The organism is Anabaena azotica SJ-1, from assembly GCF_047275885.1.
Classification (GTDB): domain Bacteria; phylum Cyanobacteriota; class Cyanobacteriia; order Cyanobacteriales; family Nostocaceae; genus Trichormus_B; species Trichormus_B azotica_A.
In genome coordinates this window covers 2,820,964-2,834,635 of record NZ_CP178454.1, presented here as the reverse complement: position 1 = coordinate 2,834,635, position 13,672 = coordinate 2,820,964, and the positions used below count along the sequence as shown (strand labels likewise).

8 protein-coding genes are annotated in these 13,672 nt (G+C 38.2%); 1 reads left to right on the top strand and 7 read right to left on the bottom strand.

Annotation, left to right across the window (positions count from 1 at the left end; all coding sequences use genetic code 11):
• Nucleotides 1–46: 46 nt before the first annotated feature.
• Nucleotides 47–589 (bottom strand): DUF2231 domain-containing protein, encoded by a 543-nt coding sequence (locus ACLLO5_RS12435; RefSeq protein WP_413175765.1) that lies wholly within the window; start codon nt 587–589, stop codon nt 47–49.
• Between the two features lie 17 nt (nt 590–606).
• Nucleotides 607–1,347, bottom strand: coding sequence for a DUF2993 domain-containing protein (locus tag ACLLO5_RS12430; RefSeq protein WP_413175764.1), 741 nt, complete (start codon nt 1,345–1,347; stop codon nt 607–609).
• Between the two features lie 282 nt (nt 1,348–1,629).
• On the opposite strand from ACLLO5_RS12430, the gene ACLLO5_RS12425 reads away from it, so the two are divergent.
• A complete protein-coding gene (locus ACLLO5_RS12425) occupies nt 1,630–2,685 on the top strand; it encodes a hemerythrin domain-containing protein (RefSeq protein ID WP_413175763.1) in 1,056 nt (351 codons plus the stop codon).
• A gap of 286 nt (nt 2,686–2,971) precedes the next feature.
• Here ACLLO5_RS12425 and ACLLO5_RS12420 read toward each other — a convergent pair whose 3' ends face one another.
• From ACLLO5_RS12420 to ACLLO5_RS12400, 5 genes are all read right to left on the bottom strand, one after another.
• The gene (locus ACLLO5_RS12420; protein ID WP_413175762.1) at nt 2,972–3,283 is read right to left on the bottom strand and encodes a chromosome segregation ATPase; all 312 of its coding nucleotides are present in this window, start codon (nt 3,281–3,283) and stop codon (nt 2,972–2,974) included.
• A gap of 157 nt (nt 3,284–3,440) precedes the next feature.
• A complete protein-coding gene (locus tag ACLLO5_RS12415) occupies nt 3,441–3,764 on the bottom strand; it encodes an H-type lectin domain-containing protein (protein ID WP_413175761.1) in 324 nt (107 codons plus the stop codon).
• Between the two features lie 193 nt (nt 3,765–3,957).
• Entirely contained in the window at nt 3,958–5,139 is a 1,182-nt protein-coding gene (locus tag ACLLO5_RS12410; protein WP_413175760.1) for a M20 family metallopeptidase, read from the bottom strand.
• 852 nt (nt 5,140–5,991) lie between these two features.
• Nucleotides 5,992–7,689, bottom strand: coding sequence for a protein kinase domain-containing protein (locus ACLLO5_RS12405; RefSeq protein ID WP_413175759.1), 1,698 nt, complete (start codon nt 7,687–7,689; stop codon nt 5,992–5,994).
• Nucleotides 7,690–7,944: 255 nt separating this feature from the next.
• Complete coding sequence (locus ACLLO5_RS12400) at nt 7,945–13,149, bottom strand: PAS domain S-box protein (protein WP_413175758.1); 5,205 nt, start codon at nt 13,147–13,149, stop codon at nt 7,945–7,947.
• Nucleotides 13,150–13,672: the final 523 nt, after the last annotated feature.

Genomic DNA, 13,672 nt, shown 5'->3' with positions numbered 1-13,672 from the left:
AGTATAAATCCCCGTTACAAAAACGGCCTTCTGCCTCCTGCCTTCATTATGGATATCTTTTACTACCTGCACCCACCACACCAATTTTGTGACGATAAGACAGTTCAGCACCAAACCACCCGGTAAGGCTGGTTAAAGTTCCCACAATCAGGGATAGGATGAAACCCCAGGGTAGTATGTGTGACTCAGCATCACGCCAACGTAGGAAAAAATTGAGGGCTGTGAAAACCAAAATAGAAATATTCAGAATTAAATGCGTCCAACCTGCGGTACGTTTGCGGACTCGTTCAATTTGTAAAAAATCGCTCATGCCAATTACGGAAGCAATAATACCAGTCACTAAACCTAGTCCTATTAACCACACAGAAGCCCTAGCCCAGAAAAAATCCCGTGTTAACCAGTAGCCAAAGTCACTACCTAAAGCTGCGGCTAAAAAGGCGATAGGAAAGATTACACTTAGAGGGTGTAGAGGATGACCTGCGATCGCAACTGTGCTGGGTACACCACTATCTAGATACTCTCTATCGTCGCTTTCAATAACTGGTGGGAGATGGGGAAATGGCGTGGAATTTGGTTCTGTAGTTTCCATTTTTTCACATCCTCTTATTATGCAGTAGGAATTTGATCAACATCAGCCTCAGCTTGTAAGGTTAATTTGCCTTTTTCTAACTCTAATTTATAGACTCTTAGACTCATTCCTTCTAAATCAAAATTGCTCAAATTCAAAATTTCACCTGTTTCTGCTATCAAAGCTTGTGTTAATTCTGGTGAAATTTCTTGACTTTCCCCATACTCAACATTTTGTAGAGAAATATTTTTACCATTAGCACTAATACAAGGAACTGCGGAAAAGCCGACTTGTTTAATTTCACCAGTTCCTCTTAATAATATGCTGGCATTGAGGACAACTTTACCCTCACCAGGTAGATGAAAATCTATGTGTTGGGGCGTAATTGCTGTTTCTTGACCATTGACAGTGATTTGATGATTTTGCAATTTATCCCGCACATACTCTGAATTAAAAGCTCGATTAATATCCGCTTCTGTTAAAATGACTTGGGCTTTACCTATCGTTGGTTTTGTCAGTTCAATTTTCCCAAAAGCAACACTGAGAGGATTAATAGCAACGCTGGTAATTTGCATTTCTAATTCTGTCATACGGAGGTCTTTTTGCATGACCAATCCTTCACCAGAAATCTGTACTTTTTCAATTTCGCCCTGAATCAGTTTGAGTGGTTCAGTTTTAATGCTGACTTCTAAGTTTTCTACTTCATCCAATTGGCTAGATAATCCTATTTCAGCAGCTTTATTCAGTGCTTTTTCTCCTATGTCTGGTATTTCTGACATTATGAGTTAATTTGTTAACTATCTTTCTTTGAGTCAATTTAGAAAATTAACCATAATAATTTATCTATCCAAAGAGAGATAAGAACATAAAAATCCTTATAACTTCAAGTAGAACTTAACATAATTAACAGCTATTTTATAGCTATTTTTGTGTAAATTATTTCGGTTTTTATATCCTGAGTTATGAAAGTAATCGTTCAAAAGAAAGATGCAAATTATCTAATGATTATGCGAACCTGGGATTGGTAATAAATACGATTACTTTGGCTAGGAGAACTCAGAATGGTTGTAACTTTAGATGATACCAAAAGAAACGCTATAGCAGTAAAATTGGCAGACATGAAATTACTGCAACAGTTGCTTATTGATAATGAAGAAAGATTTTTGAGAGAATGTACAGATGGAGAAATTGCTGATAGTCTCCGCAGAATGCTAGATGATGATCGCAAAAATATAGGCATTCTTGATACTATAGTGGTTCAATATGGCATCCGCAAAGATGCAGATTCAACTGCACAAGACGTAGCGCAAACAGTTCGCCAATTCATGGAAGGTAATCAATTAACTTTCTTTGAAAAAGTATTTCAACATGAGTTGTTGAAACATCAACAAGTAATGAATGGTTTGACAATTCATAAAGCTGCACAGAAAGTTGGTGCTGATGTCATGGCTGCAATTGGCCCTTTAAATACGATCAATTTTGAAAACCGCGCTCATCAAGAACAACTGAAAGGAATTTTAGAAATTTTGGGTGTGCGGGAATTGACTGGACAAGATGCAGACCAAGGAATTTGGTCTAGAGTTCAAGATGCGATCGCAGCAATTAGTGGTGCTGTGGGTAGTGCTGTTACCCAAACTTCTGATAAACAGGATATGAATATCCAAGATGTTCTGCGTATGGATCACAATAAAGTAAATATCTTGTTTACAGAATTACTACAAAGCGATAACCCTCAAAAAATTCAAGAATATTTTGGACAAATCTTTAAGGATCTCAGCGCCCATGCAGGTGCGGAAGAGGAAGTTGTTTATCCTAGAGTACGTCCTTTTTACGGTGAAGAGAATACTCAAGAATTATATAATGAACAAGCTCGCTGGGGTCCAGCACTTGAGCAATTGAGAACTATTAGCCCTTCTGCACCTGAATTCAAAGACAGAATGAGAAGGTTATGGGATGAAATTGGCGACCATATTCGTCAAGAAGAAAGCACAATGTTTGCCGCTATTCGCAACAATATGAGTAGTCAAGAAGCTGAGGAATTAGCTACTCAATTCAAAGCCGCTAAAGGCAGAATTCAAGAACGAATGGGAGGAACTAGAACAGAAGCAAGGGTATAGTACCGCTTTGCGGAAGTCAAAAGTCAAAAGTCAAAAGTCAAAAGTCAAAAGTAATATGGAGTAACCTTTTTAGCGATTGAGAATGGTAGGTTTATTTACGCCAACCTGTACTAGAACTTTTGCGATCGCTCAATAATTCCCAACAATTCTCGTTCCTATACTCTGTATGGGAATGAATTTCAAAAGGCTCTGCTTTTAATAATACCAGAGGCAGAGCCTCTATAATAGCATTCCCAGTCAAAGACTGGGAACGAGATAACTAAACCGGATTGCTTTTTTCTCTAATTTACTTAATCCCTAACATCCGATTAACTTGTTCTGATTGTAATGGTTTACGTTCTATATTCTGAAAACATTCAACTTTTTGCAGGTATGTAGATGCAGTTTTAAAATTACTGAGATTGAGTAAAACCATATCTTCATACACAGAATCTTGAGGAATTTTAATATCTAAAACTAATTCTTCTAGTTTATTTTGTTCAATCGCAAATTTAAGATATTTTAAAAATACTTCTCGTTTCTTAGAACGCACAGTTAATAAATACCAATTATTATTAATAGGTTGTGCTGATGATTCTAGAGATTCTATTGGTGGCATAATATAGATAAAGTTTTTGTTGTTCTGAAAAGTTTTCAATTTATCTGATAAATTGTCTTGATTAATAGCAGTCAAAACCAGTTTGGTTGAATTTACTATTAATCAACACATTATAGCAGGAATTGTTTATAAATCCAGCGATAGCAAATGTTACAACCTAGCTATCTTCTCCAATCGCAATAAAATTAAAAGCTGATTTTTCTTGGGTCACTACCAGTTCTGGAGAATTTGTACTTGATTGTTGTTTAATGCCCAAATCCCAAATAGCAATTTTAAATTTGTTAGGAGTTATTTCTTTAACAATGATTTGATTATCAGCACCCCAATCTTTCAAGGTTGCTACTACGGTAGGAGGTTCAACAAAAGGTTGTGAAAAAGTGATTAAATAAATTCCTGTTTCTGTTGATTCAACATCAAATCCTGATCCGGTTTGTTTTGTTCCGTCGTCATTAACTGTGCCGTAAATAATTTTTTGTGCCATGTTTTTCACCTGGAGATAATTTATTGCAGTAGATGGCGTTAGAGTCAAGCAATAACGCAACCTCTACAACATCACATATTTGTAAATAAATTGTCAACGCATAAAATTAATTAATATTTCTGTTGTTGACGCTGAATGTGCAGCAAGCGTATTACAATCACACCTGATTACAACTCAATGCAGAAAAAGGCATTTATTTTATTTGCCAATATTTGTAAGCCGCATAAGCCAAGGTCACAACCCCGGTAATAATTGCAGATTCATCAACTTCAAATTGGGGATGATGTAAAGGATGATTAATAGTGCGATCTTCGTAGCCTACACCCAAACGAAACATCGAACCGGGAGCGTGTTCTAAATACACGGAAAAATCTTCAGCCCCAAGGGAAGGTTCTGGTAAAACTTGAATGCGATCGCTACTCCAAGCTTCTTCTGCGGATGATTGTAATAATTGTGTCAGCGCATAGTCATTTTGTACACTAGGCACGCCTTGACGATAATTAACTTCATATTTTGCACCATAGGAATTGCAAACATTAGCGACAATATTTTCAATCCAACTTGGTAATTGATTGCGGGTTTCTGGATGGAGCGATCGCACCGTACCTAATAACTGTACTTGATCAGCAATTATATTTGGCGCTCTACCACCATGAATCTTACCAATACTCAACACCACCGGACGCAAAGGATTTTGAGTACGGCTAATAGCTTGTTGCAACGAAGTAATAACTTGACAAGCAATCCAAATCGCATCAATGGCTTCATGGGGACGCGCACCATGTCCAGATTCACCAATAATCATAATCTCCAAATCATCTGCTGCCGCTGTCAACGCCCCATAACGAATCCCAACACAACCAGCAGGGATAGAAGGAAAAACATGAACACCTAAAATTGCAGCAACATTATTCATCGCCCCATCTTTCACCATCCAGCTTGCACCTTGGGCAATTTCTTCAGCTGGCTGAAACAAAAACCTGATTTTACCCCCCAACTCCTGTGCAACTTGGGAAAGTACCATCGCCGTACCTAACCCTACCGTAGTGTGAACATCATGGCCACAAGCGTGCATCACCCCAACATTTCGAGAAGCATATTCCAAACCGCTACGTTCTTGAATTGGCAAAGCATCCATATCCGTGCGAATTGCCAACACCGTCTCATTGTTCTGAGTTCCTTGTAATTCACCAATCACACCAGTTTTACCAACCCCCTCTACCACGTGCAAACCACTAGAAGACAACACACCAGCAACAAAAGCAGCCGTTTGATACTCTTGTCCGCTGAGTTCTGGGTGAGAGTGAATATGGCGGCGAATCTCCACTAGGCGGGGCGCTAGGTTGGCAGCTAAGTCTTTAATCCGGGTCAGCATGGAATTAATTGTAGTTGATAAGTCTTGTTCCCATCATAGATAAGTGTTAATTGGGAAAATGCTCTCCCCTGACGGAAACAAGGGCTTTGGTTTACCTCCCTATTGGGGCAATTGTGAAGAAGATATAAAATTCCTGAAAATTATAATCGCAAGACTAGCCAAAGCCAAATAAATGATATAAAATTTATTTTAGTTGACTATACCGAAAGAATTATAGACTACCAAATATGTGGTCCCCCTGGCTTAAAGAAAAAAATAGCCGGGGGGATCTTGTTTTCAGGAATATTTTCATGGTAGTTCTGCGTAAGTTCTTAAATTGAAACATTGTTGACTTGACAATTTACGTAAAATCATATATTTTTTTGGATAGGCTGCGTTCAATTTATCGACGCACCCCGCCCGAACCTTGAAAACTGCATAACTTCGTCCAGGTGTGTCGATAGCTTGCACCATAAGGATTTCAAGCTGCAAAATTGATCAGTTTTTGAATTTTTTTTCCTCTTTTTCAGAGGTGTGTCGATTTGGGTATCTGAAACCCTTACTGAGTAATATCTCTAGAAGTGAACTCTTTCCAAAACCACTTCCCCGCAAGGGGATGGAAACGCATCCACTCCACCATAACCGATAGCGTTATAGAAACTTTCCAAAACCACTTCCCCGCAAGGGGATGGAAACTTTAAATATTCGTATACGAAACGAATAAACTCAATAGACTTTCCAAAACTACTTCCCCGCAAGGGGTTACAGATGTGTAGGTTTTGTTTAACTTTGTTCAACCCAACGTATACAAAATTTTGGGTTGTTGGGTTTCGTTCCTCAACCCAACCTACAGTTCACTTTTTAAATTACGAATTATCTCCATCCTAACCAGCGCAAACAAGGGACAATCACGTAATAACTCAGCCCTAAAGAAAGACTAATTAAAACACCAATAAAACCAAAAAAAGCAAGAGGTATAAATAACTCTAAAAAATTTGGTTTATCGGAAAAATGGATAAAGGAAATTTTTAACCCTAGATGTATTAAAGCTGCCACAATATTGGCACTACCAAAGGCAGCTACAAAAGCGTAAGCTAGGTAATGGGTACGAAGACCTAAACCCAAGGTTAGCAGGGAAATCGACACCAACATCCATGCAACTAAACCCTCAGCACTATCGTGTGGTTTAATGAATTGCCAAATAATCCAACCTAAACTATAGCCAATTAAACCCATGAAAGCTGATACTAAAAATCGTCGCTTTTGACCAAAACTTCCAGAGAGGGTAATTCCCCAAGCCGTTCCCAAACCAGCAACGGCATAGACTATAATTTCCTTTGCTGAAGTAGGTTGAGAGTTTTGAATTAATTCGGGTAATTGAAGAGAAATAAATTCTGCAATAAAAGCGCCTAATTTGGTTTGATAAGCCAAAATAAAACCAGCGATAGTCCCCAAACTCGCACCCATTCCGCCTAAAATCATCGCCCAAATTGTTGCTAGACAAGCTAGAAGGAATTTAAAAATAGCCTGAACTGTGGATAGGGTTGTATTACCAACTGCTAGGGTAAATTGGGTGACAGTTTGGATGATGGTGTTTTTTAATTGGGTAAATAACCCTGGTTTTGATTCTGCGGGAACAATTTTCAGTAAACGTTTTTGAATAATAGCTGCATGGGCTGGACGCGATCGCACATCCGTCTGTATCATTTCATCTAGTAAATCAGCCAGACGTGGATTAACACTGCACCGATTTCGCCAGCGTAATTCCCCAGTAATGGGATCTTCCAACTGTTGGGGATACTTACCTGTAAGTAATTCAATTATTGTCCGTCCCAAGGCATAAAAATCAGCTGCAGGTCCCACATTACCACCAATCATTTGTTCTGGTGGACTATACCCAGAAGAAAATAATCGAGTGGAAGGAGAATGGGATCTTAATATTGCCCCACTAAATTGTTTAGCACCACCAAAATCAATTAACACCAATTGTTCTGCTTGCAGCGGTGCAGTAGGTGAAGGATTACGCAACATTAAATTAGAAGGTTTAATATCCCGATGAATAATTTGGCGTTTATGCAACTCCTGTAAAATCTTCACAGCTTGTGCAAACCAATTCAGCACCAAATCCTCTGGACATCCTTGGGGATAATTTCTCCGAATCTCTTCTAAATTATGGCCATCAATTTTTTCCATCACCAGACAAGCCAACTGGTGTGGTTTAGGAACAGTCAAATTGATTTGAAAATACCCGTCAGCATCAACTTTGGGAACACCAGGATGATGGAAACTACTTAAAACCTCCGCTTCCTGAATAAATAATTCCAAAGCTTTGGAAGAATCTTCCACCAACACTTTCAGCACTTTTTCAGTTTGGTTTTTTTCATCCCAAACCGTGTAAATTTGGGCAAAACCTCCTGAACCCAAAGGCTCAATCGGGTAATAGCGGTCTAACAACTGTAGCGGTGCGCCACAGCTATTGCAAAATTTGTTTCCCCAAGGTTGGGGATAAGGACGTTGACAGTTAGGATTTATGCAGTGAACCGCACTCTGATTTATCTGGGACAAAACCACGAAAATACAAAGGCTGGATCGATTTTAGCGTCTATTTTGCTTTTTGCACTTCATAGAACCCAGAAATGCTGCTCAAATGGCTAGAAGGTGAAAATAGGAGGTGAAAGCTACCCCATGAGCATTCCAGTCCAAAACTAGGAAAAAGGCAATCACCAACCATTGGGTTAGATGATGTTAGATTGGCTACGCCAGCAATTGCTGTTTGACCCCAGAATCCCCACGCCTTTAGACTGGGGAGTATGTCAAAAACTCTTTCTAATTCTCTTTATCAATTAGATTTTCTAATGTTTGTCGCAAAGATGGAAACTCATCAATTATTAAAGATAGTTGCTCCATATCAAAAGTATCTAACTTGGTTTCTACAGAATTAGCGTATTCAACCAATAACTGACAGTGATACTCCTGTCCCCAAGTTTCTAAACGCTGACAAAATTTCTTTATTTCCCGTATTTTTAAAGTTTTACGTAAACTATTCCATCCCATTTCTTCTTCCTGTAATTTGATTAATAATTCTGGTAAATTAATTGAAATATTTAAGAATTCTGGTTCTTGATTATGGGTAGTAAATTTATCTAATTGCTGTGATGATTCAACATTAATCAAAATATGTAAATGCTTTTTGAGTTCTTGAACAAGTTTAATACAGCTAATAGGTTTAGATAAAAACCCCTGACAAATTTTCGCAAGTTCATCTTTCTCTTGAGATTGAGATGAAGCCGTGAGAATAACGATAGGAATATCTTTAGTTTTTTCATCTTGTTTTAGATGTTGTGCTGTTTCTTTCCCATCCATCTGAGGCATTCTCAAATCTAACAAAATTAAATTGGGATGATGTGATTGAGCGAAATTAATCGCTTGCTGTCCATTTTCTACCAGCACAACTTGATGATGAGTGTTATGAAAATATCCCTGAATTAATTCTCGATTTGATGCCACATCATCTACAATTAAAATTGTACTGGTTACAAACTGGTTTAAATCATCATTTTGGTATGATTCCGGGACTATTTCTATCGAACTATTTGCAGGAGAAATTGCTGGAAAAACAAAAGTAAAAATACTACCTTTTCCTAATTCACTTTTGAGTGTGATGATTCCACCCATCATATTCATTAATCGCTTGGTGATTGCTAGTCCTAAACCTGTACCACCATATTTGCGATTGCTTTGGCTGGAACTTTGAACAAACGCCTCAAAAATACCTTGTTGCTGCTCACGGGCAATGCCAATACCTGTATCTTCAACAGCAATTTCTAACCAAACTTTTTCTTCTGAGTCTGTAAAATAAAGATGAGCGCGGATAGTTATTTCAATGTATCCTCTTTCTGTGAATTTTAAAGCATTGCCGACAACGTTAAAAAGGATTTGGCGCAACCGGACTTCATCAATGTAAATAGTTTGAGGGACTGTATCTTCAATGATTGAACGCAGGATTAAATTTTTATCACTTGTATTTGGGCTAAATATTTGTAAAATTTCTGCAATTAGTTCTCTTAAATCAACAGGTTCATAGTGAAGTGCTAATTTACCTGATTCAATTTTAGACAAATCAAGAATATCATTCATCAATGCTAGTAAAGTTTTGCCACTGGAGGTAATGGCTTGAATATAAGAGTCTATATGAGGTTCTATAGCTTCAGATTGCAATAAATTTGCAAAACCAAGAATGGCATTCATGGGTGTACGAATTTCGTGACTCATATTAGCTAGAAATTCGCTTTTGGCTTGGTTAGCACTTTCAGCTTGCCGTTTCGCTTCTTCTAATGCCAAATTTTTCAGCGTTAGTTCTTCTCGTCTAGTAGTTTCTTTTTCTAGTAAAGCGGCTTGAGCTAGTGCAATTCCCACTTGAGCAGCTACGGCTTCTAATAGTTCAATTTCATCACAAGTCCATTCTCGAATTTGCTGATCCTGGGAAGCTGGGTCACTGATACATTGATGTATTCCTATGCAGCCATTGGGTTGTCCTTGGTAGGAAGTACGAACAGCTAACATTGATTTGATTTGCAATGCGTGGCACAGTTCAAGCACAGGTTGAAATAATGGTTCAGTATAAACATCTGAAATCACTATTGCCTGATCTTGAGCTAACACTGCTTCAACATGAGGATTGTTGGTAATAGGAATTTTTATATTTTTGATGGATTTGTAATTTCCATTCAAGTATTCTGCAACTAAAGGGAGAATAGGTTCTGGTTGAGCAAGATATGTATGAATTAGACAACGATGAGCTTTCAACGCTTGACCAATTTGAATAGCAGCAGTTTCAAAAATATGCTGAGTTTGCAAACTTTGACGAATTTGATCAGTGATTTGCTTGAGTAGTAGTTCCTTTTGTAATTTCTGTTGTAAGGCTGATTCCACTTGTTTACGCCCAGTAATATCTGTCAGCATCGCTAATGCGCCTGCATATTTTCCTGTCGTATCGAAAATCGGTGTAGTAGAAACTATTGCCCATAACTCAGAACCATCTCGACGGCGAAATTTGAAATCGTGTTGTTCTTGAATACCTTGATGCCGACGTTCTAAGTTTGTTTTGGCTATTTTTTGTTCTTCTATGCCGATGAAATCAAATAATGGTTTTCCTAGCATTTCTTCGACGGAATAGCCCAGCATTGCTGACATTTGGGGGTTGACAAAACTGGTATTACCTTCTCTATCGAGCATCCAAATTCCTTCAGAAGTGGTTTCTACAATGCGTCGATATTGTTCTTCACTTTTTTGGAGTGCAATTTCTACTTGTTTGCGATCGCCTTCAAGTCGCGCTTTTTCACTAATGTCTCGAATTAGTGCCAGCATTCCTATATAATTGCCTTGCTCATCTTTGAGGATGCTGATTGATGATTCGACAAATATCTCATCTCCATTGAGTTTACAATGAATATTTTCTCCTTGCCAAAAGCCTAAAGTGGCTAAGGCTTCATGGAAATTTTCTTGATCTTCCGGTTGAATCCAGTGGTGTTCTAAACATTCCGCGATGGGCTTTCCTAATGCGTCTTCGGCTTTGATGCCATACTGTTTTTCTGCTGCGGCATTCCAATGAATTACGCGATAAAAAAGATCAATTGCGACAACGGCATCACTCATTTGTTCCAACAACTGGGCTTGGAATTTGACTTGTTTTTCAACTTGCTGACGCTGGGTGATGTCGAGACCAACGCCTAAGAAAATGCGTTTTCCATTTTGTTCCATCCGTTGCAGATGAACTTCTACAGGATAACGACTGCCATTTGCACGTTCATGAATAGTTTGAAACTGGATAATTTCTTTTTCACCAGATAACAAGGGTGTGATTAAAGATTGAAACTGCTCTGTTGTCATCTCTGGTTTAATATCCAGGGGTGTTTTGTGCTGTAATTCTGACAAAGAGTAGCCTAAATTTTGCAGTCCTCCTTGGTTAACGTACTGAAATTGGAATGTTTCAACGTCAAAAACATAAATTTCATTGAGGCTGGCTTCTAGTAAATTGGAGAGGTAAAGTTTCTCTGCTTCTATGGCTTTGGATTGGCTCAAATCATCAAGAACATAGGAAAAACGAGGGCGATCGCTCTCACTCATACCAATGTAACAAACGGTAGCAGATAACCATTTTATTTTTCCATCTGTTATATGTTGATATTCAAAGCGAACTGGTTTACCTGTGCGTTGACTTTCTTGATAGTGACTAATCCAGACGTGAATATATTCTTGGGTTGTTCCCATTTGACTGGCAAGTTGATTGTGCATTGCCTCTGGGGTTGTTCTGAAAAACTGAGCAGTCGTATAGTTATCAGATAAATGCAATATGTCATTATCTAGTAATTCCACTACACCCATCATCATTGGGGCAGAATCATAAAAGCTTCGCACTGTTGCTTCTCTTTCTCTCAGTGCTGCTTTGGCTTGTTGAGAGCGAATTAACTCTTGTTGTAAACGTTGATTGGTTGCTTGCAATTCTTTAGTTCGTTCTACTACCTTGGCTTCAAGCTCGGCATTGACTTTCTGGACTTGTGCAAGTAAAGTTGCTTGTTTAATGGCGTTTGCTACCTGTGTTGATAGCTGTTCTAGAAATTCTATTTCGTCAGTTTGCCACTCACGCACATCATTACAGCTATGAGCAATTAATAATCCCCACAGGGAATCATCTAAAATAATTGGTACTGTTAAATTGGCTTTGATTTGAAACTGTGTTAAAAATTCTATGTGACAAGGACTCAAGTTTGATTGATGAATATCGGCAATAGCTTTAGAAGTTTTGTTTTGATAATGGTCTAGCCAATTCTGCTCGAAACAATTATCTACTACCACTTGATCTAAAATTGACCATTGGGGAATATCTACTGATTCCACAATCACTTTTCCATGCCAGTTAGAGTCAAAATGATAAATTATTACACGCTCAACTTCTAATAATTGACGTACTTCTGTAACTGTTTGATTGAGAATTTCGTCTAAATGCAAAGAGGCACAAATGCGTAAAGCGATATCAGCTAATAGTTGACTGCGTTGAAGTTGGGTTTTTAGTTTGGCTTTTTTGTTGCTGACTTGTTCTGTCAGATCGGAATTAAGGCGTTTGAGTAAATTGACTTTTTCAGTTTCTAGGTTATTTACTTGCTGTTGTAATAGGGTAATAATTTGGTGCAGTTCTCTGATATCACAAGCTTGTAAAATGCTGGTTTGGGTTAAAATCCCTGCTAGATATCCTTGGTCATCAGCAACAACAGATAGCTGTATATTCTGCTGCTGCATTTTGTGATGAGTTTCCCAAAGTGAATCTTCAGGATTGACTAACAACGGGGGATAACTCATTACTTGTTGGGCTTGTAGTTCCCTAAAGTTTATTTCTAGAAGTTGGAATTGAACAATATCTCGTTCTGTGACAATTCCTAGCGGTAGGACTTTTCCAGGTGCGATCGCTCTGCCAATGACAACACAACTGAGATCATGAGAATCCATCAGCTGTACTAACTCCAGAACTGTGGCTGTAGGAGGAGCATGAATCACATTTTCTGCCATTACCTCTCTGACATACCGACATTTGAGTAAATCTGCTGGTTGTAGCACACCTCGAAGGCTAGATTGTGTGACTAAACCCACAGGTTGATCCTGTTCGTTGACTATTGGTAAATGACGAATTCTATACTGACGCAGTAGCTGGATCACTTTCATTGGTTCCTGCACTTCCCATTCTTGGCAGGTAATCACATTCCTGGTCATGACTTCGGAAATTTTGGTTGTTCTTAAATTGCATTGTTGTGCAGCTATTCTCACCAAGTCTCTCTCTGTTAATAAACCAACTAGTTGCTGGTTATTTAAGACAAAAGCACAAGTAGCACGAAGGAGATTGGAACTAGAAACAGTTTCCCCCACTCTACTCATCATTTGTAAAACATCCATGAGATAGGCATCTGGATTGACTACTACAAAGTGACGCTGAATGCATTGACTACCGAAGTCAGACAGTGAGGTGTTTGCAGGTTCCATGATTAAACATCAACAAGTTAGTTCTAAAAGCTTTCGCTGATTGGCTCTAGTGTTCCCTTCTAGTATTCCCTAAATATTGGTATCACCAATAATCACACCTATAATTAATTCCCTAAGCTCATTAGCATTGAAACGTGCATATTTACATTTTTATGTAAATAATTCTGTAAAAAGGGGCAATTTATGAATTCCCCCTGCTTTCGTTATGTTTTGCATAATTTCTAATTATATAATTACATAGATTAAATAATTAGCATCCATACAGAATTATTACATTTTGCTACAAAGCTACTCCCTTCTCAGCGTAAGATTACATATCTTCTTCCTTCTTCACTTCGCGTCCTTTGCGTCTTTGCGGTTCATTTAATCCATATTCTTTGAGTGGGAAGGGAGTAAATAAATCCAGGGGGTTGAAGCACCCAGAAATTATTGGTAAAAATCAAATCTAAGTAGAACGATGGGAAAAAACAAAAGTATGTAAAGAAAAATAAATTAACCTAAAAACCTCTTCTCTCTTGCCTTT